Annotated in this window: 26 protein-coding genes; 10 read left to right on the top strand and 16 right to left on the bottom strand. The window is 54.5% G+C overall.

Annotated features, from left to right (window positions below):
* The first annotated feature begins 142 nt into the window (after window positions 1–142).
* Entirely contained in the window at window positions 143–1063 is a 921-nt protein-coding gene (locus tag K3767_RS06760; RefSeq protein WP_221172807.1) for a DUF362 domain-containing protein, read from the top strand.
* Here the strand turns inward: K3767_RS06760 and K3767_RS06755 are convergent.
* Together K3767_RS06755 and K3767_RS06750 are read right to left on the bottom strand one after the other, a co-directional pair.
* The gene (locus K3767_RS06755) at window positions 1050–1451 is read right to left on the bottom strand and encodes a PIN domain-containing protein (protein WP_221172806.1); all 402 of its coding nucleotides are present in this window, start codon (window positions 1449–1451) and stop codon (window positions 1050–1052) included. The two genes, K3767_RS06760 and K3767_RS06755, sit on opposite strands and share 14 nt — an antisense overlap.
* Window positions 1435–1665, bottom strand: coding sequence for a hypothetical protein (locus K3767_RS06750; protein ID WP_221172805.1), 231 nt, complete (start codon window positions 1663–1665; stop codon window positions 1435–1437). Before K3767_RS06750 ends, K3767_RS06755 begins: the two co-directional genes overlap by 17 nt.
* Window positions 1666–1732: 67 nt before the next feature.
* Between K3767_RS06750 and yihA the strand changes: the two genes are divergently transcribed.
* On the top strand, window positions 1733–2317 hold the full coding sequence (gene yihA / locus K3767_RS06745; protein ID WP_221172804.1) for a ribosome biogenesis GTP-binding protein YihA/YsxC: 585 nt from the start codon (window positions 1733–1735) through the stop codon (window positions 2315–2317).
* 23 nt (window positions 2318–2340) lie between these two features.
* On the top strand, window positions 2341–2667 hold the full coding sequence (locus K3767_RS06740) for a c-type cytochrome (RefSeq protein ID WP_221172803.1): 327 nt from the start codon (window positions 2341–2343) through the stop codon (window positions 2665–2667).
* Here the strand turns inward: K3767_RS06740 and K3767_RS06735 are convergent.
* The 7 genes from K3767_RS06735 to K3767_RS06705 form a co-directional block, all read right to left on the bottom strand.
* A complete protein-coding gene (locus tag K3767_RS06735; protein ID WP_221172802.1) occupies window positions 2664–3200 on the bottom strand; it encodes a shikimate kinase in 537 nt (178 codons plus the stop codon). The two genes, K3767_RS06740 and K3767_RS06735, sit on opposite strands and share 4 nt — an antisense overlap.
* 27 nt (window positions 3201–3227) lie before the next feature.
* Window positions 3228–4595 carry a hypothetical protein gene (locus K3767_RS06730; RefSeq protein WP_221172801.1) on the bottom strand — a complete coding sequence of 456 codons (1368 nt, stop codon included), beginning with the start codon at window positions 4593–4595 and terminating at the stop codon, window positions 3228–3230.
* Between the two features lie 68 nt (window positions 4596–4663).
* Entirely contained in the window at window positions 4664–7570 is a 2907-nt protein-coding gene (locus tag K3767_RS06725) for a hypothetical protein (RefSeq protein ID WP_221172800.1), read from the bottom strand.
* A 73-nt stretch (window positions 7571–7643) separates the two neighbouring features.
* Complete coding sequence (locus K3767_RS06720; RefSeq protein ID WP_221172799.1) at window positions 7644–8261, bottom strand: hypothetical protein; 618 nt, start codon at window positions 8259–8261, stop codon at window positions 7644–7646.
* A gap of 67 nt (window positions 8262–8328) precedes the next feature.
* A complete protein-coding gene (locus tag K3767_RS06715; RefSeq protein ID WP_221172798.1) occupies window positions 8329–9177 on the bottom strand; it encodes a CARDB domain-containing protein in 849 nt (282 codons plus the stop codon).
* Window positions 9178–9786: 609 nt separating this feature from the next.
* Window positions 9787–10080, bottom strand: coding sequence for a transposase (locus K3767_RS06710; protein ID WP_221172797.1), 294 nt, complete (start codon window positions 10078–10080; stop codon window positions 9787–9789).
* A gap of 12 nt (window positions 10081–10092) precedes the next feature.
* Window positions 10093–10269, bottom strand: a complete 177-nt coding sequence (locus tag K3767_RS06705; protein WP_221172796.1) for a hypothetical protein — start codon at window positions 10267–10269, stop codon at window positions 10093–10095.
* Window positions 10270–10387: 118 nt separating this feature from the next.
* On the opposite strand from K3767_RS06705, the gene rfbC reads away from it, so the two are divergent.
* The 5 genes from rfbC to K3767_RS06680 are packed head-to-tail and all read left to right on the top strand — an operon-like array spanning window position 10388 to window position 14240.
* A complete protein-coding gene (gene rfbC / locus K3767_RS06700) occupies window positions 10388–10954 on the top strand; it encodes a dTDP-4-dehydrorhamnose 3,5-epimerase (RefSeq protein ID WP_221172795.1) in 567 nt (188 codons plus the stop codon).
* The gene (rfbB, locus tag K3767_RS06695) at window positions 10951–11964 is read left to right on the top strand and encodes a dTDP-glucose 4,6-dehydratase (RefSeq protein WP_221172794.1); all 1014 of its coding nucleotides are present in this window, start codon (window positions 10951–10953) and stop codon (window positions 11962–11964) included. Before rfbC ends, rfbB begins: the two co-directional genes overlap by 4 nt.
* Window positions 11961–12812 carry a dTDP-4-dehydrorhamnose reductase gene (gene rfbD / locus K3767_RS06690; protein ID WP_221172793.1) on the top strand — a complete coding sequence of 284 codons (852 nt, stop codon included), beginning with the start codon at window positions 11961–11963 and terminating at the stop codon, window positions 12810–12812. Before rfbB ends, rfbD begins: the two co-directional genes overlap by 4 nt.
* The gene (locus K3767_RS06685; protein ID WP_221172792.1) at window positions 12809–13897 is read left to right on the top strand and encodes a glycosyltransferase; all 1089 of its coding nucleotides are present in this window, start codon (window positions 12809–12811) and stop codon (window positions 13895–13897) included. Before rfbD ends, K3767_RS06685 begins: the two co-directional genes overlap by 4 nt.
* A gap of 1 nt (window position 13898) precedes the next feature.
* Window positions 13899–14240: a cupin domain-containing protein gene (locus K3767_RS06680; RefSeq protein WP_221172791.1), complete on the top strand. Its 342-nt coding sequence runs from the start codon at window positions 13899–13901 to the stop codon at window positions 14238–14240.
* Here the strand turns inward: K3767_RS06680 and K3767_RS06675 are convergent.
* The 4 genes from K3767_RS06675 to ndk form a co-directional block, all read right to left on the bottom strand.
* On the bottom strand, window positions 14237–14569 hold the full coding sequence (locus tag K3767_RS06675) for a HEPN domain-containing protein (RefSeq protein WP_221172790.1): 333 nt from the start codon (window positions 14567–14569) through the stop codon (window positions 14237–14239). The genes K3767_RS06680 and K3767_RS06675 overlap by 4 nt on opposite strands.
* A gap of 96 nt (window positions 14570–14665) precedes the next feature.
* The gene (locus K3767_RS06670; protein WP_221172789.1) at window positions 14666–15145 is read right to left on the bottom strand and encodes a nucleotidyltransferase domain-containing protein; all 480 of its coding nucleotides are present in this window, start codon (window positions 15143–15145) and stop codon (window positions 14666–14668) included.
* A gap of 30 nt (window positions 15146–15175) precedes the next feature.
* The gene (gene thiL, locus K3767_RS06665) at window positions 15176–16102 is read right to left on the bottom strand and encodes a thiamine-phosphate kinase (protein WP_221172788.1); all 927 of its coding nucleotides are present in this window, start codon (window positions 16100–16102) and stop codon (window positions 15176–15178) included.
* Window positions 16099–16524: a nucleoside-diphosphate kinase gene (gene ndk / locus K3767_RS06660; protein ID WP_221172787.1), complete on the bottom strand. Its 426-nt coding sequence runs from the start codon at window positions 16522–16524 to the stop codon at window positions 16099–16101. Before ndk ends, thiL begins: the two co-directional genes overlap by 4 nt.
* A gap of 147 nt (window positions 16525–16671) precedes the next feature.
* Here ndk and K3767_RS06655 point away from each other — a divergent pair, with 147 nt between their 5' ends.
* The gene (locus K3767_RS06655) at window positions 16672–17991 is read left to right on the top strand and encodes an ATP-binding protein (protein WP_221172786.1); all 1320 of its coding nucleotides are present in this window, start codon (window positions 16672–16674) and stop codon (window positions 17989–17991) included.
* A complete protein-coding gene (locus tag K3767_RS06650; protein WP_221172785.1) occupies window positions 17972–18316 on the top strand; it encodes a response regulator in 345 nt (114 codons plus the stop codon). Before K3767_RS06655 ends, K3767_RS06650 begins: the two co-directional genes overlap by 20 nt.
* A 56-nt stretch (window positions 18317–18372) precedes the next feature.
* Here K3767_RS06650 and glnA read toward each other — a convergent pair whose 3' ends face one another.
* The 3 genes from glnA to K3767_RS06635 are packed head-to-tail and all read right to left on the bottom strand — an operon-like array spanning window position 18373 to window position 22518.
* The gene (glnA, locus tag K3767_RS06645; protein WP_221172784.1) at window positions 18373–19785 is read right to left on the bottom strand and encodes a type I glutamate--ammonia ligase; all 1413 of its coding nucleotides are present in this window, start codon (window positions 19783–19785) and stop codon (window positions 18373–18375) included.
* On the bottom strand, window positions 19782–22175 hold the full coding sequence (locus K3767_RS06640) for an HD domain-containing protein (protein ID WP_221172783.1): 2394 nt from the start codon (window positions 22173–22175) through the stop codon (window positions 19782–19784). Before K3767_RS06640 ends, glnA begins: the two co-directional genes overlap by 4 nt.
* Before the next feature lie 4 nt (window positions 22176–22179).
* A complete protein-coding gene (locus K3767_RS06635; RefSeq protein WP_221172782.1) occupies window positions 22180–22518 on the bottom strand; it encodes a P-II family nitrogen regulator in 339 nt (112 codons plus the stop codon).
* Window positions 22519–22545 lie beyond the last annotated feature (27 nt).

The raw sequence follows: 22545 nt of genomic DNA, 5'->3' as shown, positions 1-22545 counted from the left end.
TTTACCGTTAGACCTTTGAATTAAAGGTTATAATGGCTTTCCGAGAATTTAGCAAAACGGAAGGCCACGATTCGTTAAACGGGGCCGGAGGTCGCGGAAGCGATTAACTGTACCGAAGGAGACTGGCGGAGGGAAGGTCGAGGTGTCCGGGATTCCCGTACGGTGTGCGTACTGTGTTTCCTACGAGCCCGCCGGGGTGCGAGGGGCGGTGGCCGGGCTTTTCCGGGAACTCCGCTTCGAGGTCGTCCCGGGACAGCGCGTGCTGGTGAAACCCAACCTGGTGGCCCCGAGGAACGCCGCCCTTTCCTGCACCCATCCGGTGGTGGTGCGGGCGGTGTGCGAGTGGTTGCTGGAGCGGGGAGCGGAGGTCACGGTGGGGGACTCGCCGGCCTTCGGCACGGCCCGGAGCGTGGCCCGGGCCTCGGGACTCACCCGGGCTCTTTCCGGCCTTCCCGTGAGAATCGTCCGTTTCACTCCTTCAGTCCCCGTAAGGCTGGCCTGCGGGGTTACCGTGAGGCTGGCCCGGGAAGCCCTTTGTGCCGATTTGATCGTGAATCTACCCAGGTTTAAGGCTCACGATCAGCTTCTTCTTACACTGGCGGTGAAGAACCTCTTCGGCTGCGTGGTGGGCTGGCAAAAACCCCTGTTTCACGCCCGACTGGGGGAGAAAGGCGACCTCTTTTTCCGCACGATCCTCGAAGTGGGGGAGCTTTTGCCGGTGGGCATAAACCTGATTGACGCTATTGTGGCCATGGAGGAACGCGGCCCCACCGGAGGCCGGCCCAGGGAGCTGGGCCTTCTTTTTGCGTCCAAAGACCCCGTGGCCCTCGACACCGCCCTTTATCTGGCCCTGGGTCTTTCTCCGAAAGAGGTCCCCCTCTGGCGAACGGCCCTCAGGATGCGTCTTTACGGTGCCAGACCCGAAGAGGTGAGCACCTCGCCCGATTTTCCGGATCTCTCGGATTTCGGGCTTCCCGAAAAACTTTCTCCGGTAACCTTCCATCCCCTGCGCCTGATCCGGGGTTTCGTTAAGCGTTTGTTTATAGCGATTAGTAGAGGTTAATTTCTTTTATGTCCTGAAAGTCTTTCGTATTATAGGAATAAATGGTATGAATATGGTGGCTTAAAAAGGTGGCCACCAAAAACAAATCAAAAACCTTTACTCCCCGTCTGGGATAAGTTTTCAGAAGTTCAAAAAATTTTGTAAGTGTATTTTCATCAGGCCAAACTATAACAAAAAGTCTTGAAATAGTTTGTACAATTTCTTCAATAATCTCAGGGGTAACTTCTTTTTTAGTCAAGACCGAAGAGAGTTCTATAAAATTCTGCGGAGTTACCACCGCTCGATTTTCCATAATCAGTTTATCTAGTTTTCTTTTTATATCTTTATGAAAGGGGCTTTTGACATCCAAATAATAAACCAAAATATTAGTATCAATCCCAATCTTCATAGATATCGCGGCGATCCAGTTTCTTTATCCCCAAAGAAAGTTTGGGAAGATTTTCTATAAGTCTTTTTTTATCTTCCAGCTGATGTCGAGCCAGATATTCTGCAATGGCTTCTGATAGGGTTTCACTCAAGGATTTACCGGCACGATTACAGTAATCTTTCAGGGCTTGCCACCAGTATTCTTCTACTCTGAAGCTTTTGACTACCTTACCCATGTTAAACTTGCTTTGGTATTAGGTTTAATGTAATATTACACAAAACCTCTTTATTCGTCAAGGAAAGATGTCCTTCCGCGAGATCCAGTTTGTCAAGAGCGTGGTTAAGCCGGAGGATTTGCCGGTTCCGGGGCTTCCGGAGGTGGCCTTCCTGGGGCGTTCCAATGTGGGAAAGTCGTCCCTCATCAATGCCTTTCTGGGGCGAAGGAAGGTGGCCCGGGTGTCCTCCACTCCGGGGTTCACCAGGGCCCTCAACTTTTTCCGGGTGGATCATCGCTTTCTGGTGGTGGATCTTCCCGGGTACGGTTTTGCCAGAGTTCCGCCCGGGGTGCAGAAGGCCTGGCGGCGGCTGGTGGAGGGCTACCTCTCCGCCCCTCGGCCTCTGCGGCTTCTGGTGCTCATCTTTGACATCCGGCGCGAGCCCGACGAGCTGGACCGGACCCTGGTGTTTTATGTGCACGAACTGAGGAGGCCCTACCTTGCGGTGCTCAACAAGATCGACAAGGTTAAGAAGTCTCAGCGGAAAAGCTTTGAGGAACGCTGGCGCAGGGGGCTCGGAGAGGCCCTGTCCGAGGTCCTTCTCACCTCCTGTCGCACGGGAGAGGGCATCGGAGAGCTCAGACGCCGGATCCTTGCGGCCCTTGAGGGGTAAATAAAAATAAGGAGGGAACCGTCATGAAAAAGTGGGGCAAACTCGCGCTGCTGATGGGGCTTTTCTGGGTTCTTTCCGGTGGAGTCCGGGCCGGGACCCCGGAAAAGGGGGCCCGGCTCTTTCGGCGCCACTGCAACTTCTGTCATCCCGGAGGGCGCAATGTGGTGCGCAAGGGCAAGGAGCTCTATCGGGAGGTGCTCATCCGGAACGGCATCACCTCGCCGGAGGACATCGTGAAAAAGATGCGTCATCCCGGTCCGGGAATGCCCACCTTTTCCGAGAGAAGAATCCCCGACGATGAGGCCCGGGCCATCGCCGAGTATGTGTGGAAGACCTTTCGGAAGGATTAGAAAGCTTTTTCCGAAACAAGCCGGACTATCTCGTCCGGGGAGAGGGTCTCCGTGTCGAACTTGAGGTCCGCAAAACGGGCGTAAAGGGGCTCGCGCGCGGCAAGAAGTTCCCGTACCTCCTCCTCCGGCGCCTTCTCCGTTAAGGCCGGGCGCTGGGTGGCGGTTCTGGGATCGCGGGAAAGGCGCTCAAGGATGGTCTCAACCGAAGCGACAAGCCAGACCACGAGTGCCCCTTCCTTAAGGGCCTCCATTTCGGCCTCGTGCATCACCGCCCCTCCCCCGAGGGAGAGCACCAGATTTCTCTTTCCGGCAAACTCCCGCATGGCCTTCCGCTCTTCCTCCCGGAAGGCCTCCCAGCCGTCCTCCTCCACCACCTCCCGGATGCTCTTCCCGAGCTTTTTCTCGAGGTACCCGTCGAGGTCCACGAAGGACCATCCCAGCCTTTCGGCGAGCAACTCCCCCACGGTGCTCTTTCCGGTGGCCCGGAAACCGATCAATATGACTTTAGAATATGTTCGCGGTTCCTTTCCCATATCCTTTCCACGAGCCTACTCCCCTTTTTACCTTTTCCCTCCGGGAAGAAGCAACCTCTTTACCGGGGGTTTCCTGCTTCCCTTAACCGGCGAGGGGGCGGAACCCTTCCCTCTACAAACGATATGTTTCGCCAGGGCGTTGTTCCGCTCGTTTCTCTCCGCGATCTTTCTGTCCGGATCCACCATGAAGGTGAGATCTTTGTCGAGAGGCATCAGGTTTCGGGGCACCCTCCAGGTGAAGGAGACCTCGCCGTTGGTGGTCTTGAGCCTTTTCGCCGGGTCAACCTGATTCAGGCGGAAATTGGCCAGAGCCTTATAGGGGAATTTGCTCTCCCGCACCCTCAGTATCACGGGATTTGAGCTGTAAATACTGTCCTGAAGAGGAGCACCAAGATTCTTGATAGTGATTTCATATTCACATTCTCTTACCCGGGTAACCTCTCTCACGGTCAGATCCGGGAAGGCTGCCTGAGCCACTCTGGCCGCCCTTTCTCCGCCGGGATGAACAATGGGAACCCTGCCCTCCCTGATCCTCTGTTCCATTTGTTCAACGGCGGTGGGTTCAATTATAACAGGACATTTAAAAGAATTATTAGAACGATCTCTATCTCGAGGCTCTTCTAATATTACTTTTAGAGAATAACTACCGCTAGAAATATCAAGAGGGATTCTACCTTTAAGCTCTACAACCTTAGATTCACCGTAATGAAGATAAATATTCTTTTGGTCCAAGATATCCTTGTAGGTATAATGTCCGAGAGATTCGTTAAAAAGAACCATTTTTACATATACACGATCAGTGTATGCTCCCCGCACCCTTGGATCTGGATCTGCATGGAAATCTGTTACTTTTGCAGAAACAGAGACATCTCCTCTTACAAATATTCTCCCTGGCGGGCATTTTACCTTTTCTATTTTTAAATCTCTACACCCAATAAAAACCTCTTTCTCGTTGTTGTTTTCGGAGTACTCAAACTTAACCCGCTGCCCATTCGAAAAGGCGCCTTCCGGAATTCTATCGAGAGGATCTAATTTTATCTTGATATGGGCATATTCTCCGGCTGTTAATATGGGTTGATAAAATTTGAAATCGAAGGGAGGCTGCTGGCATCTTCCGGAAAGACCTCTATAAGGATCGAATTCCGATAATTTTATTTCAGCGATTTTGGTGCCATTTTTGTAGATCCAGACAAAGGGAATATTTTGTTGATACAGTGTTTCATTGAAAAAATCTTCCAAGTCTGTCCCTGGATCGAAATCGCACATAACAGCATCGATTTTTATCCACAACCCGCACTTATCGACTCCCATGGGGAAAGCCTGGGCATTGAGAGCTTCAAAATCCAGAACGGAGGGAACACCAAATCCTACCTGGGCAAAAGCCCGTGGGGCCACCAGTAATAACCCCAAGCCTAATAAAAAAGTTATAGATCTTCTTCATTTTACACCTCCAAAATTATTTTTTATTGCACAATTTCAAAGACCTCGCTTACAGCAGAAAGGGACCTATAAACGTCCCCCACATGGGTCCGGCACTCAACCTTTACCTGAGCCTGAACATTAGCAACGTTGAGGTCTCCAACGCGCCAGGTGTAGGTCTCCTGCTCCGGTGAAACCTCGTCTATCAGCTGCCACTGCGACCACTCTTCTCGTGGAGCGCGTGTCCGATAGTAGAGCTTCACCTTCCCCGCCACCTTATTCGGAGGGACATGGAGGTCCCAGATGAGGGTATAGCTGGTCCCTGACCTTGATATGCGTTCGCCCCCTGCGGGAGTAATTATGTCTATCCCCCAGGGAAGGATCCTGAATTTCTTGCTCTCCCCGACAACCTCGTAGCCATTACTTATCTTTTTTACCTTGATGGTGGCGCCCCTTGCTCCAAGGGCATAATCCTCTTCCCTCACATGCCACACATAGGAGCCGGTATCTCCTATCCTCGCCCGAAGAAAACAGTCGCCGCTACCCCATTGACAGAAATAAATCTCTACCTGTCCCGCTCGATCCGAGGAGGCCCACCTCACCACATAATCCGTATTCACCAAGACCTCCTCGCCCTGAGTGGGAGCAAGGACCACTATGTTCCTGAAGGGGAACTCTCGAACATAAGAATCTATGAGACCCTCTTCACGACCTTCGCATTTACATCCTTCAGGAGGGTCCCAGAGGGAGCACCAGTCCAGCCTCAGCTTCACACTCCTGCCCACATAGTCTTCTTTAAGATTCTCAAGATTTACCGAAAAATCTCCCCTTCCGAGATTGTAGATCTCGTTATGAAGAAGCTCCCACGAGGCGGTGAGGGGGTTCCACACATAGAGCCTGAAACAGCCCCCTGTGGCGTAACCTTCGGTGTGATATTCCACATAGTTTGTGGTGCTTGCGCTGAGGTAGTCGCCGCGTCTTACCCTGTCAATATAGACCCTCATGGGATGGGCCTCATCCCTGTCGCGATAAACGACTACCTGATGGGGCACCTCAAAGCGGCGTCCGCAGAATTCCAGCTCGAAGCGGAAAATAACCTGTTTCCAATTTCGTTCCATAGTTGCAGCAAATATTATCGGGTGCTGGGGGTAATACCGGGACCCATCAGCCACCCAATCATATGATGGAGGCGAGAGGTCCTCAGTTCGCTCAATAACCACAACATCGGTTGGATAAATTGGATCTTCTTTTTCTACGAAGACTATCATTTTCGTCCGGTCCTTCACCTCCAAATTGCCGCACGTTTCAGCTATGTCAGATCCATCCCTGGTCTTAAATATAGGAACAACCTTAAGCACTAATCCTCCTCCCAGGCCTACCTCACTTATACTGACGACATTGTCGGCCCTCATGAGATTCACTTCCCCACGGGTCACCTGGCTCTCTGTTCCTGCCCGATACTCCTCCAGAACCACAGGAGGAACGATGGTGAACACGGTTGGCTGTTCTGAGGACGGTTCCTCCTCGGAAAATTCTCCCTGTCCCGTATAGTAGAGAAGCCGGAAGATGCCGCTTCTGTAGGTGGCCACAGTCTCGTTGCTGTTCCTGTCCACCACATTTACCACAACCTGAAATCTCTTTCCCGAGGCTGGAGCTGCTGCTCCTTCCACATATACAGGACGGAAAAAGTAATCTCGAGATTCTTCATGATTTTCAAACGCCCAGAAACCAAGAGCATGCTTCATGGTAAAAGTTTTACCGTCGTCCAAGCAAACCAAACTGAAGTTGTACTCGTACCTCTCATCATCAAACTCGCTGTAATCTCCTTCGGTGCTGTAAGCACAGGGCTTTTTCCAGTGGACCCATTCTCCCGTCCATTCCAGGGAGCCCTGTTCTCGCAGGGAAAGAGTGTTCTCCATGACGCCCAACATTCGGTAGTAATATGTGGCTCCGTGTTTGGGAGAGGTGAACTCACCGTTTCCGCAGTAGGGTATCAACCTAACCGGGTTGGGTATCCGGCCTGTTCGGCCCTTCAGCTCTTCTGCGGGCTTAAAGCCCCTTCCTGCAAGTCCTCCGGGGATTCTACTCATAGGCTTCAGTTCTTTTTGCGTCGGGGAAAAAGATCTGGCCTTTTGCAGAGACCTGCTCATGGAGACCGCCGTTTTAGAGGTAATTTTCCGGCCTTTTGCGATCCTTTCTTTTTGTTTAGGCCCGCGAAGTCCAGCTTTTTCCCCTTCTCCCACAGAGGAAGGTTTCTTTGTGACTTTTATCCCGGAAGATAGAGCCCTTGGAGTGCAAATCAGAGGCGGCACCAGGGCACTGTACAAATACTTTCTTCCGGCGCTCCCATCCTTTTTAAACCCTTCAAGGGAAATCTTTATTGAGATTCTCCCGGCACACTTTATCCTCGTATCAAAATCCACCCGGGCACCGGGTTTCCTGAGCATCCTCTTCGGATCCACATTCTTGAGGGTGAAGGTGTGTTTTCCGGTCTTTGGCAGCCTTGCCTTAACGGCCTCCTTCCCGGTCACGGCGGGCTTAAGCTCCACCACGAGCCTTCCGGTCCTGTAGTCCTCGTCGCTTACGGCACCTTTCCCCCGGTTCCTTATCACCACATGGATATTGCAGCCCGCAAGGTAGACCCGTTCTAGGGATAGATCGGAGCGGGTATTTATCACCCTTGCACGCAATTGAACGGGGCCGGTCTTCTCTGAGCCGGTGGAAAGGTTCTTCCGGATAGTGAATGAGGGGCCCCCCTGCTTCGGTGCCGCACCCCTGAGGGGTGTTCCCTTGACGGCTCCGGGCTCAGGTTTCCGAATGGTGGATGAGGGAACTCCCTTTGTTTCCTTCATCATCGTCCCCTTAAGGGCCATGCCCCTGATGGTCCCGGCCTCAAGCCCTCCCCTGATAAGGAGAGCTATGACCAGGGCTATCAGTCCTACCTTTTTCATCTCTACTCCTCCTGGTCTTTTCTCGTAACTCCTAAAATGGAAAGAGCGGGGAGAGCGGGAAACTTCTTCTACTTCATCTCCTTGTTGGTCTACAGCCCCAATCCCATAAGGCTCTCTCTATATCATCCTGGTCAATCTCTTTGGTGTCATTTCTGTAGTTTGAGTCATATCCTCTGGGTCTAAGGTAATCAGGGTCGTGATAAAAGTAGGAATTAGGGTTCTCAAAGTTTACATCGTGAAGTGCCTCAAATATAGGAGAAAACTCTTCTGCACAATATACCTCTACTTCCTTGGTAAGGACTATTCTCTGTCCGCTTCTAAAACTATCAAATGTCTGCTGAGCCAGTACCTCCCTCACCCTGCGAGGAGAACTGGGCTCAAGAGACCGTAGGACCACCTTACAGGGTGGGTCAGGACAGCGCTGTAAGTCACCTCCTATGTTGGTAAAGGTTGCCGTAAGGCGTACTATGGCTCTTCTTGAGTACTGCCCAACATACCTCACAAGATCCCACCTGAGTTCGGTTTTTATATCCGGAAGTAAGGGTGGTCGAAGAGGCTTTAGTCTTTCAACTTCAGGTTTCGGTGGAATCTGCTTCGGATTAATCTTGTGTTGTAATGCGGGAATCTTCCCTGCAAAACATATCCCTGACAGTACTACAAAGATGATAGAAAGAATTACTAACCTCTTCATAATCCACCTCCTGTTTAATTTTGTTCTCTCCCCGCTCTTTCCTTTCTGAAGAGCAGAGAGTGTAAAATCAAGGCAGCCCGAACCCAGCGGTCTGCTGGTTGTTGTTCTCGTCGGTCTCGCAGATCCAGTTCTCGTAATCCAGGGTTACGCGGTACTTTCTGGCCGTGCCCGCGGGAAAGGCGTCGTAAAACACCACCTCCCTTTCCTCGTCCCTATCCATGCCGGGAACGATTATCCTCTTGACGGGTCTATACCGCCCCCTTGGATAGTCCATGCCCTCGAGAAGCACCGGAAAGGCCCCGCCGTGTCCCCGGCCCCGGGTGGTGAGACAGAACCGGGTGGGAACATAACGGTTCTTGATCTTCACCCTTATTCGGACCCGCTGCTTCTCCTTTAAGCCCGGGGGAAGAACGGGGCCCACCGGCTCCACCGTAATTCCCCTCCAGCCTCCCTTGACGGTGAGATCGGGCTTGAGCCGCACCGGGGGACCTACCGGACCTACCGCGCCGGTGCACTTGAGGCTGATCTCTACCCGGCGGGAAACCAGTCTGACCGGAGAGACGATCTCTATGGCCTCCCAGCCCTTGAAGTCCCGGTTCAGGGTCCAGCGGTCCTTTATCTCCCACTCCATGTAATCGGGCCCCTCGGTGAAGGGAAGCGCGGCGGTCTCGTAAATCCGTGAACGGGTCCCGTCGCTTCGCACGAACCGGTAACGAAGCTGCCGGCGGGCCCTTATCCGGGCGGTGAAGACGAAGGTGTGGGGACAGGTCCCCTCCACCCGGGCCTGGTCCACTCCAAAATCGAGCGCCAGGACCACGGGCCTTGCCGGACGGGGATTCTGCGGAAAGGGCCCTCTTCCGTAGGAAAGCCCCGAAAGCAGGAAAAACAAAAGCGTAATCATCAGCATTTCCCTCATGGTCATCCTCCCAGATTTTTTTGTTTTTATTAGTGCCCTTCTCCTTCCTTTTGGTTCAAATTTTTTATGGCTATCCCAATAAGAAATGGACCCCGAAATCTGGACAGCGTGGTAAGGTGAAACATGCTCTCGAAATGGAAAAGGCGGGCCGGGAGTACCTGCCCCCGGCAAGTCTTTGTATACCGGAAGATATGAGGAAGAGATTCGGAGGCTACAGGCCAAAATCGGGGAACTGGTGGTGGAGCGATTTTTAGCCGAAATCTCAGGAGAAGTTGAGCCTGGAGGAAGAAGTGATATGGGCCCCGAAATTTGGACCACCTGGAATGTTAGGGTCTTTACCTACCGCTGTCATTTTCTGAACCACCCTCCCTGTGAGTATACCTTCTGGAATTCCCTGGAGCGAAACTCAGGACCATCGTCCCGCCTTATCTCCTCCGGTGGCCCATAATGCCGGCATAAATGGTCAAAGTACTCCGCACCCATCTTCCCATCTATCCTTCTGTCCCACCACGCTCCCAGAAAAAATCGGGTAGCCTCGTCCATGACCTGAAAGATCCGGAACTTTTCCGTCAGCTAACCGTTCCTCCTTGAAGTCCATGCTCCATCGTTTCAGAGGCTTCCTGGCAACCTCAATGGGAAAAGCTTCTTCCGTTCTCGGGGTCTGCCGCCAGCCTCGCTTCTTGCGAGGACAAAGACTGGTTGGCCAGTTTTTCTTCGTAAAAAGCCTTTTTTCTCCGATAGAAGTAAGAGGACTTGGATAGAGAAAACCCGCGGTATTTTTTGCGCCACCGGTAGATGGTCTCGCGATACACCGTATTTTCTTGCGATAGCGGCTACGGAGTTACCGGGACTGTCGGCCTCGGCCAGGATTCTGATGATCTGGTCGATAGTAAACTTTTTCATGGCTCACCTCCATTATTTTGAGTTGCCATTCCTATAAATCCTAACATCTCGGGTGGTTCGAAAAATGGGGAGCAGGTCATGGATGGCGCGGTGAGCCAGGCCCAGGTGTTTGAAGAGCCAGGAGAAGAATTCCTGAGGGACATGGAGTTCCTCTAGAAATTTTTCGGTAAAGAGGTTATCTTGCTTCATAGGTGTACCTCCTGTTTTAGATTTTTCATTTTGCTCGGGGGGTCCCTCCGGCAGGAGAGGCTACCCATTATCTCTTAATACCCGGACACAAAAATTTGAGTACCACCGGGGAGGATGGATGCCTTTTAAGTTCAGACCGCTTGAGATCCCGGATGTGATTCTGATCGAACCGAAGGTCTTCGGGGACGAGAGGGGTTTTTTCATGGAAACATACAAGGCTTCGGAGTTCAAGGCTAACGGGATACCCTATGATTTCGTCCAGGACAATCATTCTAAATCTCAGAAAGGCGTTTTGAGGGGACTTCATTATCAGCTCGAGCCCATGGAGCAGGGAAAGCTTGTAAGATGTATAAAAGGCAGAATATGGGATGTGGCGGTGGATATAAGAAAGGGTTCCCCGTGGTTCGGAAAATGGGTGGCGGTTGAGCTTTCGGAGGAAAACAGGTTGATGCTATGGATTCCTCCGGGGTTTGCGCACGGTTTCGTGGCCCTTGAAGAGGGGACGGAGATCCTCTACAAGGTTACGAAGGAATACGCCCCCGAGCTTGACAGGGGAATAATATGGAACGATCCGGATCTGGGTATAACCTGGCCGGTGAAGGAGCCCATTCTTTCGGAAAAGGACGGGAATCTTCCTCGATTGAGGGAGGCTGAGGTTAACTTCGTTTACCGGAGGGGCCGATGAGGGTGCTGGTGACCGGTGGGGCGGGGTTTATTGGAAGCGATCTGGTGAGGAGACTTCCGGGAGAGGGTTTTCGCGTCTCGGTGGTGGATAAGCTCACCTATGCCGGGGATCCGAGGCGCATAGAGGAGGTCAGGGACAGGGTCAGTTTTTATCGGCAGGATATCGTCGATTTTGAGGGCCTCGAAGGGGTGTTCGAAAGGGAGCGGCCGGAGGTGGTGGTGCACTATGCGGCCGAGACCCATGTGGATCGAAGCATTCTTGATCCCGACGCCTTCGTGAAGGCCAATGTGATCGGAACCTTCAATCTCCTGAGGCTTTCCCTGAAGTACGGGGTTCGGAAGTTCGTGCACATATCCACGGACGAGGTTTACGGAGAACTTCCGCTGGACGGCGACCTGAAGTTCGTGGAGGATTCCCCTCTCAGACCCAATTCTCCCTATTCGGCAAGCAAGGCTTCGGCGGAGATGTTGGTGAGGGCCTTCGTGGAAACCTACGGCCTGCCGGCGGTGGTAATCAGGGCCTCGAACGCCTACGGTCCCTGGCAATATCCCGAGAAACTGATCCCGCTCTCCGTGGCCAGGCTCCTTTCGAATGAGAAGATCCCCGTTTACGGGACGGGACGGAATGTGCGGACCTGGCTTTTCGTGGAGGATTTTACCGAGGCGGTTTTGAAGGTCATAGAGAAGGGACGGGAGGGTGAAATCTACAATGTGGGAAGCAACGAGGAAAAGAGGAACCTGGAGGTGATAAGGAAACTTCTGGAATTGCTGAATAAATCGGAAGAATTCATAGAATTCGTGCCGGACAGACCGGGACACGACCTCAGATACGCGGTTGATATCACGAAAATCCGGAGGGAACTGGGCTGGAAGCCGAAGGTGGATTTCGAGGAGGGATTGCGACGCACCGTGGAATGGTATCTGGAAAATAGAGACTGGCTCCTGGAGAAAAAGAGGGAGGTCGAGGCCTTTGTGGCCAGACTGAGGGACGAGTTTGCGAGGATGTCGTGAGAATAGCTCTTCTGGGCGCCAGGGGGCAGCTGGGGAGCGAGCTGGTTAAAACGAGGCCGGAGGGGGTGGAGCTTTTCCCTCTTACCAGAAGTGAGGTGGATGTTACGGACGGCAAGCGGGTTGATGCGCTACTTTCGGAGGTGAGGCCGGATCTAATTCTCAACGCCACCGCTTATGTTAAGGTGGATCAGGCCGAGGACGAGCCGGAGAAGGCCTTTGCGGTCAACGCCGTTGGGGTCAAGAATCTGGTGGATGTCTGCCTCAAAACGGGTTCCGTTCTGGTTCACATCAGCACCGACTATGTGTTTGACGGGAAGAAAGGAGAGATCGGGAAACCGTATACCGAGGAGGATCGGCCAAATCCGATAAATATTTACGGCATCTCAAAGTATGCGGGGGAGCTCGTGGTTCGGAATTACCTCGAACGCTATTACATAGTGCGCGTGGCCGGTCTTTACGGCAGGGCCGGGACCAGCGGAAAGGGGGGAAATTTCGTCTATACGATCCTTCGAAAGGCCCGGGCCGGCGAGCCCTTAAGGGTGGTGAACGACACCTTCGTGTCTCCCACCTACGCCCTGGATGCCGCCCGAAAAATATGGGAAATTATTCTCGATGAGAGACCCTACGGCACTTATCATGTGACCAACGGGGGATGGTGCAGCTGGTACGAATTTGCGTGCAGGATTCTGGAGTTCGCCGGGCTTGAGGCGGAGATAAGGCCGGTGAAACACACGGAGTTTCCGACCAGGGCCAGGCGCCCGCTCTGGAGCCCGCTCGAGAGCGTGAGGGGCGTGGCGATGAGGCCCTGGGAGGAGGCCCTCCGGGACTTCATCCGGGAGATCGTATGAAATATCTTCTTCTGGCCTTTCTGGGGAGCACTATCCTCAATGTGCTGGTCATTCGCCTGTTTCGTCTGGAGGCGTTCTGTGATTCCTGCGAAGGGGTACAGAAGTTTCACCGGGGTTCGGTGCCCCGGGTGGGAGGGGTGTGCATCTATCTCGCGCTGTGGGGGGCAGGGGGGCTCTTCGCCCTGGCGGGAAAGCCCTTCGCCCGGGAGTTCCTCCTTTTTCTGGTTGCGGCCCTTCCGGTCTTCCTGAGCGGGCTTGCGGAGGATGTTACCAAGGGGGTGGGACCGGGATGGCGACTGCTTGCGGGCTTTCTCTCCGGGGCCCTGGCCTGCCTCCTGGTTTCGGCCCGGATACCCCGGGTGGAGGTGCCGGGGTTCGACCTCCTCCTCCGGCACCCCTGGTTTTCCCTCCTCTTTACCGCCTTTGCCGTGGCCGGGGTGAGCCACGCCTTCAACATCATCGACGGCTTCAACGGCCTGGCCTCCGGGGTGGCCATGATGGTCTTCGGAGCCTACGCCTATGTGGCTTTCCTGCTTCACGACCAGTTTCTGACCTATCTGGGGCTGGTGATGCTCTTTGCCACCCTGGGCTTTTTCCTCTGGAATTATCCCTTCGGGTTCATCTTCCTGGGAGACGGCGGGGCCTATCTCCTGGGTTACGGCGCCGCGGTCTGCGGGGTGCTGCTGGTGGCCAGACATCCGCAGGTGTCCCCCTGGTTTCCGCTGGTGCTGGTAATCTATCCGGTGTGGGAGACCCTTTTCTCCATTTACCGTAAAAAATTTTTGAGGGGGATTTCCCCAGCCTTTCCAGACGGGCTACACTTTCACATGTTGATTTATAAAAGATTGGTCAAACTTACCTTCGGGAGCGAGCTGGAGGCCCTTAAAAGAAACGCCTTCACCTCCCCCTATCTGTGGATTATGCAGCTCGTGTGCGTGGGGCCGGGGGTGCTTTTCTGGAGGAATACGACGGTGCTCGTGCTCTTCGTCCTCGGCTTTGTGGCCTTTTACACCTGGCTTTACTTTCGGATCGTGCGGTTCAGAACCCCCGGGTTTTTGAGAAAAATTTTCGTACGAGGAGGTTGAGATGGCCTACTTTTATCGAAAAGAGGACATAGTTTTCGGCCCTCATCCCAGGTTCGAGGGGGTGGGGTTCGCCCTGCTGGTGGACAGGGCCAGGGATCCGCGGCTCAGCGTCTCCATGCTGGAGATAGAACCCGGCGTGGAGATACCGGTTCACACCCACGATACCCAGGCGGACTCCATCTATGTGCTTTCCGGAGAGGGGGAGGCGTATCTCGATGGAGTCTGGCGCAGGATCGGCCCCGGGGACTACATTCTCGTTCCCCCTGGGGAGGAACACGGGGTGAGGAATACCGGCACCGAGCCGTTGCGGCTTTTCATCGTGCACGCGCCCCCGCTCTTTTAGGCGCGGTTTTTTCCGGGTTCTATGAACTTCTCGGCCACTTCCACCACAAAGCGGGCCTCTTCTATGGCCTGTAGGGCGTCCTCCCGCGTGTACTCCTCGGTGGGGATAAAGTCCACATCCCCGTAAAAGGCCAGTTCCCTCTCCTTCCGAAGGCGTCTGGAGATGCGGGCCAGTTCCGGGAGGTCCTCCCGGATCTCCTCGGGAAAGAGGTGCCGGTTATCGAGAAGAATCTTTCCCACATCGTGCCATCGGGGAGGATCTATGCCCGCCTCCCTGAGCATGGCCTTTTCGGCCAGTTCCACTAATCTCCTGAGCCTCCCGCACCACATCGGAGTAGTCCTCCTCCTCCTCCTCCAGAAGTACGGGAAGAATCTTCAGTCTCTTTTGGGCCTTAAAAAGATAACTCTGGGCCAGGGATAGGTTGGTCACAGCTCAATGACCTCCCCCGGACGATAATCCGGTTTGAGGATCCAGTAACGGGAACCTCCCCGCTGCACCCGTCGGGCCCCCAGGCGTTTCAACCGGTCCCTCAATTCCGCGAGGTAGTTTCTCAGGAAGTCCTTTTCGTCGTAAAGAATAAGGGCCTCCTCCGTAAGATCCAGAAAGAGAGGGCTACCGAGCCTCACCTCCTCCGGGGTCTTTATTACCGGTGAAATCTCGGGAAGGAAGTGTTCTTTCCTTTCCAGGGGTTCCTCCACCCCTTCTATGAACTCCTCCACCCGGGCCCGTCTTCCCCGGGGAAGATCCCGAACCACCAGAAGGAGATCCACATCGGAGTCCGGGCGAAAGGTCCCTCGCGCCACCGACCCGAAGACCGCAAGGGAAACCAGCCGTTTGCCGTAATAACGCTTTATCTCCTCGGCCAGGCGTTCCAGAAAGCGAAAGTAGAGCTCGCGATAGTTCATGTTTTTTATATAACTCGCGGGAAGGACTTTTCAAAGTTGCTCCGGACCGTCCGGGCCCGGGGAGGCGAAGTGATCGAAGCCCGTAGGGGAGAGAAGACGGTCTCCGAGGAAGATTCCGGGCTCGGGAGAGATTTCCCCCAAGGGAAGGACGCGGGGGGCCAGATCCCTGAGCCGGGATTCCTTCTCGGGGGGCACGGTGAAAAGGAGGGCGTAGTCCTCCCCACCGGATAGGGCTTCCTCCAGGGTGGCCCCATCGGCCACGGGTATGTCTCTCAGACGGGCCCCCACCCCGTTTATCCTGCAGAGACGGGAGAGGTCCAGAAGGAGACCGTCGGAGAGGTCCATCATGGCGGTGGGAAGTCCTTCCCCGGCGAGGGTACGGCCCAGCTCCACCTCGGGTTCCGGGAAAAGGTGGGCTTTTTTTAGATCCTTCGGGGGATCCCGCCCCTCTCTGAAGTACCGCAGGGCCGCGGCCGCGGCCCCGAGAGGCCTCGAAACATAGATGAGATCCCCCGGCCGCGCCCCCCGGCGCAGGATCGGTCTTTCCGCCCGGCCCACCAGAAAGAGCCCGGCCCAGAGCTCCCGGCTTCTCACCGTGTCGCCACCGACGAGCCGCGCCCCGAAGGTCTCAAGGGCCTCATTAAGCCCCCTATAAAATTCCCTGACGAAGTCCTCCTCCGGGGGGGAGGAAAACCCCAGAATGAGGAGAGCCCACTCCGGCGTGCCCCCCATGGCGGCTATGTCGCTGAGATTCACCGCCGCAAGCTTGAACCCTAGGGCATAGGGGGAGAAGTATCCCCTGTGGAAGTGGACACCCTCCACCAGGGCGTCCGCGGTGTAGAGGCGAAAAAAATCCGCCTCCTCTACCACGGCACAGTCCTCGTCCCTGGCCCAGACCTCTCCCTCTTTTTCGTAAAGAAAAGTCTTTACGAAGGAGAGGAAACCCTCTTCGGTCATCTCTTTCCCGCAAGGAGCTCCCGTTCGCTGAAGAAGAAGGCTATTTCCCTGGCGGCGGACTCGGGACTGTCCGAGCCGTGGACGGTGTTTTTCTCCTTGTCGAGCCCGAAGGCCCTGCGAATGGTGCCCTCGGCGGCCTCGGCGGGATTGGTTGCTCCCATGATCTCCCGGCAGCGGGAGATGGCGTTTTCCCCCTCGAGGACCAGGGCCACGATGGGCCCCGAAGACATGTAGTCCGTGAGGCTGTCGAAGAAGGGTTTGTCCCTGTGGACGCTGTAGAACTCGGCGGCCTCCTCCTTGGTAAGGCGTAACATCTTCAGGGCCACCACCCTGAGCCCCGCCTTCTCAAAAAAACGAATAACTTCTCCAACCAGATTCCGGGAAACACCATCGGGCTTGATTAAAGAGAGCGTCCGCTCCATAAACCTCCTCCTTTCCTCCCGAAATTTTTGCTCTTTCCCATACCAGAAATTTGGGGACTTGTCATGATGTCCGTTTTTTGTTATTAGCCCTTAAAGTTTTGGAAAAAGGGGGGCTGAGGTTTGTCAGGGCGAAAAGGTGCGTCCTCTTTGCGTGAACGTTTGGACAGGCGCCTGGCCAGATTGCTCGGGAGGGCATATTCATGGCCTCTTTCAAGGGTTCATCGAGAAATTCTTAAGTCCCTCAAAGAATTTACCGGAAGTGAATTTGCAGCCATAGGTCTCTGGGATGAACACAAGAAATGCTGGTATTTTCCGGATTTTTCCGATCCTCTTTACAAGGATTGCAAGCTGGGTGGAGTGACCAGACTCAGGCGACTTAGAGGAGTGTTTGAAAAGGCTCTGAATGAGGGGAGTACTTACATAAGCAATCATCTGGAAAGAGATCCACACTACAGGGGCATTCCTCCGGGACATGTACCCATCAAGAGGATTGCCATTCGGCCGATTCTCCGGGGAAAAAAGCCCCGTGGAATTCTGGTGGTAGCCAATGCTCCTCAAAAATATGGTCGTTACGAGAAAGAGGCCCTGGAAAAGATTGCCTGTCTGTATGCACTCTTTCTGGAGGCCCGGGGGCGAGAGAACGATCTGTATCCGGGAAATTTTTTCTTCGAAAACGGTATCGTGGAAACCCAGAGAGCCAAAACGCTGAATATTCTGGTGGGCAATCTGGCCCACAAGTTTAACAATCTATTAAATGTGATCTGGGCCTCCCTTGAATTTACGAAAATGAAAAAGGAGAGATCCGGTCTTGAACCCTTTCTAAAGAAGGCCGAACTCGCCACCCAGGAACTCTCGCACTTGGTAAAGCAGCTTCTCCTTTATGCCCGGGGTGAATGTCTGGGGAAGAGACTGGTGAGGCTTCATGAATTTCTGCCGGAGGTCTTTCGTTTTCTGTCCACCATCCTTCCCCTGCACATAAAACTGATTACCCGGGTGCCCCGAAATCTTCCCGCGGTGCGCATTGATCCCATAGCCCTAGAACATGTGCTGGTGAATCTGGTGGTGAATGCGGCGGAGGCCTACGGTAAAGAGCCGGGCACGGTCACCATCAGGCTTGAGGTGACCGAGAACCACCGCCACCTGCGAAAGGCCCGGGGAAGGTACAGGGTGCGTCTTTGCAGCGGGGTCCCGGCGAGCCGGTGGGTGGCCATAAGGGTGAAGGACCGTGGGCCCGGAATTCCTCCCGAGGCCCTGGCCAAAATCACTGAACCCTTTTATTCCACCAAGGGGCTGGGGCGGGGGCTGGGGCTCGCCGCGGTGCGCAACATCGTCTGGGCCCACGACGGATGCCTTTCCATATATTCCCGTCCCGGAGAGGGCACCCTTTTCAAGGTCCTCCTTCCGGTAAACGGCGACGAAGAAGAAAGTGCGGAAAAGGAGTCCGGTCATGAAAATCCTTCTGGTTGATGACGAGACCCTGCTGGGAGAAACCCTGAGGGAGTTGCTCGAACTTGTCGGACACGAGGTCTTTTATACGGACCACGCCCGCAAGGCTCAGGATATCCTCCGGGAGAGGGGGCACGAGATAGAATTGGCTATCGTGGATGTTATTCTACCCGAAATAAGCGGACCGGAGCTGGTGGTCTGGATAAGAAAACACTATCCTCACATAAGGATCCTCTGCATCACCGGCTATACCCCCACGCCGGAGCCGGAACCCTGCGGCTCGGGAGTTCCCGTCCTCTTCAAACCCTTCGGACTGGAGGAATTGAAACCCTACCTGATGCACTGAATAGAGATCATCGGTATGAAGGGGGGGCGGGCCTGCAGGACCCGCCCCCGAGTCCTTTAGATGTCGAAGTAGAGATAGAACTCGTAGGGGTGCGGACGGAGCCGGACCTGATCGGCCTCGTTCTCCCGCTTGTACTTGATCCAGGTCTCGATAAGGTCCTCGGTGAAGACCCCTCCCTTGAGGAGAAAGTCATGGTCCTCCTCCAGGGCCTGGAGGGCCTCCTCCAAGGTGGCCGGAGTGGTGGGGATGTTCTTGAGTTCCTCCGGCGGCAGGCTGTAGAGATCCTTGTCCATGGGGTCACCGGGATCAATCCGGTTCTCGATACCGTCGAGAGCCGCCATCAGCATGGCCGCAAAAGCGAGGTATCCGTTACAGGAGGGATCCGGGGTCCGGAACTCAATACGCTTGGCCTTGGGATTGGGGCTGTACATGGGAATCCGGATGGCCGCGGAACGGTTCCGGCTGGAGTAGCAGAGGTTTACCGGGGCCTCAAAGCCCGGGGTGAGCCGTTTGTAAGAGTTGGTGGTGGGATTGGTGAAGGCGCAGATGGCCCGACAGTGTTTCAGGATTCCACCGATGGCGTAGAGGGCGATCTCGGAAAGCCCCGCATACCGATCACCGGCGAACACATTGGTGTCTCCCTTCCAGATGCTGAAATGGGTATGCATACCGGAACCGTTGTCCCCGAAGATGGGTTTGGGCATGAAGGTCACGGTCTTGCCGTGCTTGTAGGCTACATTCTTGAGGATGTACTTGAACCACATGAGGTTGTCGCCCATTTTGACCAGCGGAGCGAACCGCATGTCGATCTCGGCCTGACCGGCTGTGGCCACCTCGTGGTGATGACACTCCACTTCAATGCCCACCTTCTGAAGGTAGAGGGTCATCTCGGTGCGCATGTCCTGAAACTTGTCCGAGGGCGGCACCGGGAAGTATCCCTCCTTGTGCCGGGGCTTGTAGCCCAGATTGGGGTTTTCCTCTCGACCGGAGTTCCAGATGCCCTCTATGGAGTCCACGAAGTAATAACTGTAGTTGGCCGCGGAGTCGTAGCGAATGTCGTCAAAGATGAAGAATTCCGCCTCGGGGCCAAAGTAGGCGGTGTCGCCGATACCCGTGCTCTTGAGATAGGCCTCGGCCTTCTGGGCCACATACCGGGGATCCCGGGAATAGGGCTCCCGGGTGATGGGATCCACCACATTGCATATAAGGGTTAGGGTGGGAACCTCGAAGAAGGGATCCAGCACCGCCGTGGCGGGATCCGGGACCACGATCATGTCGCTTTCGTGGATCTCCTGCCAGCCCCGGATGGAGGAACCGTCGAAACCGAATCCCTCCTCAAAGGACTCCTCGGTGAGCTGCTCGATGGGCACGCTGAAGTGCTGCCAGATACCGGGAAGATCCAGAAACTTGAGATCCACCATCTTCACACCGTTCTTGCGGGCAAACTCCAGTACCTCCTTGGGCGTCATGACGCAACCTCCTTTAGTTTTTTTTGGATTTTTTGGCACAACTCCTCGGCCTCTCCGGCCGAGAGCTTTTCCCCCTCCCGGGTCTGGAGATAGAGGATCTGGGCCGACATGTCCTCCTTCTCCGAAATCAGGGCCTTACCGATCACGAAACCGCTTTGCGTGATTATAGTAGCGATCTTATAAAGAAGGAAGGGGTCTTCCGGGGTATATATTTCCAGCAGAGTATAAAAATCCGAGGTTTTCTGGTCCAATTTAATTTCCACTCCGTTTTTCCATTTTATTTTGGGTCCTAAATGCAAAAAAGTTCCGGACTTGCGGGCCATAAGGTCGGAAAGATTGACTCTTCCTTGAAAAATTTCGGACAGAAGGGAACGCCAGGTTTTAAGGTCCGCCTCGGGGAGAAGGGGTTCCAGCCGGAATTCGTCCACCGCCACCCCCTGAGGCCAGGTGAAGGCCCGGACCCGGCGAATACGAAAATCCGCTGCCAGGAGCGAGCCGCAGAGATCCGCAAGGAGTCCGGGGCGATCACGGCAGACTACAAAGAGGCTGCGGCCATCCTGAAGCACAAGCTCCTCGGCTACAAAATCAGAATTTTCCTGGAGAAATCGGATTACCAGCTCGCAAAGACGAACCAGAATCGGGAGTTCATAGATCTCGAGCTGGTGAAGGGGCACACTCCAGGCAATATCCCCCGGGGTTTTCCGGAGAAGAGTTTCCTTTTTGACCGCCAGATTTGTGGTTTCCCGACTTTCCAGAAGCTTACGGACCTTCTGGTAAAGCTCTTCCAGGAGCTCGGCCTTCCAGGAGGTAAGGGCTTTCGGACCGGTAGCCCGGGCATCGGCGAGGGTAAGAAGATAAAGGGCGGCCAGCCTTTCGGGAGTCCTGACCTTCAGGGCAATTTCCTCGGAAACCCTTTCCTCGGCAAGATCCCGGCGGAGAGCCGTGTCTATGAGAAGCAGATGGTTCCCGATGAGAAAACTTACTTCCTCGCCGGATTTTTTGTCCAGGCCGAACCGTTCGATTATATTCAGGGATTCCCGGGCCCCCACCGCAGCGTGATCCGGCTTCCCCTTGGCAATGTCGTGAAGTAAGGCGGCCAGGTAAAGCTCCCGCCCCCTCGCCGCCACCTTTTCCCACAGTTCCGGCCTTTCCTCTTTCAGGGAATGCAGCGCATCCACAGTGAGAAACAGATGCTCATCCAGGGCATAGAGGTGATAGAGATCGTACTGTACCTTGCCATGAATCCGGCGAAATTCCGGGATAAGGTAGTAAAGAATTCCGGTGGAGCGTAAATTCCTCAGCATGGTAAGGCTGAAAGGCTCGGCGAGCAGGAGGGGAAAGGCCTTCCGGAGTTCCGAGATTTCCTCCTCCCGAAAACTTCGTCCGCGGAGATACTTCTTTAAATGTCGGTCAAAGGAAAGACCCCTGCGGGCCTGGCTCTCGAAGATGCGCTTTAAAAAAGCGGGGCTCGGGACCGGAGCCTCGAAGCGAATTTTTCTCGAATTTTCCGGGAAAAAGAGGTCTTCCACGGCATCGATAAGATCTTCCACCCCTTCTTTTATCACGGCAAAGGCCCGGAATAGATCCGAAATGAAGTTTTCGGTTCCGGTGCGATCCGGTGTATATCCCAGACAACGGGCCAGTTCCGGCTGATATTCCATAAAAAGACGATCTTCTTTCCTCTGACAGAGATGGTGCAGGTTTTCCCTTACCCTTCTCACGAAAGATATAGCCTCGGAAATACGCCGGGCCTCCTCGGGAGTGAACAATCCTGTACGCACCATGTCGGAAAGATCTTCCACCCCGAACACAATCTTTCCCACCCAGATAAGGAACTGGTAATCCCGAATCCCCCCGGGTCCGTCCTTTAGATGGGGCTCAAGGAAGTAGATTTCCTCCCCCAGGCGCTTCAGCCGGGCCTCCCGGAATTTTCTGAGGCGGAGATAGATTTCCTTGGCCCTTCCGGCGACAAGCCTTCGGAATCCCTCCGTAAGTTCCCGGAAGAGGGGCTCGGCTCCGTAGACCAGCCTTGCGAAAAAAAGGGCGGTTAGAAAGGTGGGATCCTCCAGGGCAAAGTGCAGGGCCTCCTCAGGGGTGAATATCCGGTAGGTGACCTCAAAGCGATAGTCCCACAGGGGATAGATCAGACGCTCCACGAAAAGGGAGAGATCCTTTTCCGGAAGTCCGGTATGGAGGAAGAGCAGGTCCACATCCGAACCCGCACAGAGATATCCCTCGCCGTATCCTCCCAGGGCCACCAGGGCCACCCGCTCACGCAGATCCTCCCGTTCCCGGAAAAGAGGCTCCCATAACCTCCTGACGAAACGATCAAAGTAAAAACAGCGTTCTCTTTCTACCGGAGTTTCCGCGGTGCGAGCTTCCACCGGCACCCTTTTAAATAGCCTCCTCGCCTTTTTCTCCGGTGCGGATGCGGATGGCCTCCTCCACCGAATAAATAAAGATCTTACCGTCACCGATCTTACCGGTGCGGGCACTCCTAATGATGGCCTCCACCACTCGATCCACCATTTCGTCCGGAATCACAATCTCAATCTTTATCTTGGGTAAAAAGTCCACCACATACTCCGCCCCGCGATAAATTTCCTGGTGCCCCCTTTGACGGCCGAAACCCTTTACCTCGGTTACGGTCATGCCCTGAACCCCTACCTCCGTAAGAGCCTCCTTTACCTCCTCCAGCTTAAAAGGCTTGATAATGGCTTCGATCTTCTTCATTGTTCACCTCCTTCTCCGGAGTAAAAT

It is taken from the genome of Thermosulfurimonas sp. F29 (genome assembly GCF_019688735.1).
GTDB lineage: Bacteria > Desulfobacterota > Thermodesulfobacteria > Thermodesulfobacteriales > Thermodesulfobacteriaceae > Thermosulfurimonas_A.
This window is presented reverse-complemented; position numbering and strand designations above follow the sequence as displayed.

Excerpts from the sequence above, each read along its gene's own strand:
- K3767_RS06755 (WP_221172806.1), bottom strand. The coding sequence starts at position 1,451 with ATGAAGATTGGGATTGATACTAATATTTTGGTTTATTATTTGGATGTC.
- K3767_RS06750 (WP_221172805.1), bottom strand. The coding sequence starts at position 1,665 with ATGGGTAAGGTAGTCAAAAGCTTCAGAGTAGAAGAATACTGGTGGCAA.
- yihA (WP_221172804.1), top strand. The coding sequence starts at position 1,733 with ATGTCCTTCCGCGAGATCCAGTTTGTCAAGAGCGTGGTTAAGCCGGAG.
- K3767_RS06740 (WP_221172803.1), top strand. The coding sequence starts at position 2,341 with ATGAAAAAGTGGGGCAAACTCGCGCTGCTGATGGGGCTTTTCTGGGTT.
- K3767_RS06735 (WP_221172802.1), bottom strand. The coding sequence starts at position 3,200 with ATGGGAAAGGAACCGCGAACATATTCTAAAGTCATATTGATCGGTTTC.
- K3767_RS06725 (WP_221172800.1), bottom strand. The coding sequence starts at position 7,570 with ATGAAAAAGGTAGGACTGATAGCCCTGGTCATAGCTCTCCTTATCAGG.
- K3767_RS06720 (WP_221172799.1), bottom strand. The coding sequence starts at position 8,261 with ATGAAGAGGTTAGTAATTCTTTCTATCATCTTTGTAGTACTGTCAGGG.
- K3767_RS06715 (WP_221172798.1), bottom strand. The coding sequence starts at position 9,177 with ATGAGGGAAATGCTGATGATTACGCTTTTGTTTTTCCTGCTTTCGGGG.
- K3767_RS06710 (WP_221172797.1), bottom strand. The coding sequence starts at position 10,080 with ATGAAAAAGTTTACTATCGACCAGATCATCAGAATCCTGGCCGAGGCC.
- K3767_RS06705 (WP_221172796.1), bottom strand. The coding sequence starts at position 10,269 with ATGAAGCAAGATAACCTCTTTACCGAAAAATTTCTAGAGGAACTCCAT.
- rfbC (WP_221172795.1), top strand. The coding sequence starts at position 10,388 with ATGCCTTTTAAGTTCAGACCGCTTGAGATCCCGGATGTGATTCTGATC.
- rfbB (WP_221172794.1), top strand. The coding sequence starts at position 10,951 with ATGAGGGTGCTGGTGACCGGTGGGGCGGGGTTTATTGGAAGCGATCTG.
- K3767_RS06685 (WP_221172792.1), top strand. The coding sequence starts at position 12,809 with ATGAAATATCTTCTTCTGGCCTTTCTGGGGAGCACTATCCTCAATGTG.
- K3767_RS06680 (WP_221172791.1), top strand. The coding sequence starts at position 13,899 with ATGGCCTACTTTTATCGAAAAGAGGACATAGTTTTCGGCCCTCATCCC.
- K3767_RS06675 (WP_221172790.1), bottom strand. The coding sequence starts at position 14,569 with ATGTGGTGCGGGAGGCTCAGGAGATTAGTGGAACTGGCCGAAAAGGCC.
- K3767_RS06670 (WP_221172789.1), bottom strand. The coding sequence starts at position 15,145 with ATGAACTATCGCGAGCTCTACTTTCGCTTTCTGGAACGCCTGGCCGAG.
- thiL (WP_221172788.1), bottom strand. The coding sequence starts at position 16,102 with ATGACCGAAGAGGGTTTCCTCTCCTTCGTAAAGACTTTTCTTTACGAA.
- ndk (WP_221172787.1), bottom strand. The coding sequence starts at position 16,524 with ATGGAGCGGACGCTCTCTTTAATCAAGCCCGATGGTGTTTCCCGGAAT.
- K3767_RS06650 (WP_221172785.1), top strand. The coding sequence starts at position 17,972 with ATGAAAATCCTTCTGGTTGATGACGAGACCCTGCTGGGAGAAACCCTG.
- glnA (WP_221172784.1), bottom strand. The coding sequence starts at position 19,785 with ATGACGCCCAAGGAGGTACTGGAGTTTGCCCGCAAGAACGGTGTGAAG.
- K3767_RS06635 (WP_221172782.1), bottom strand. The coding sequence starts at position 22,518 with ATGAAGAAGATCGAAGCCATTATCAAGCCTTTTAAGCTGGAGGAGGTA.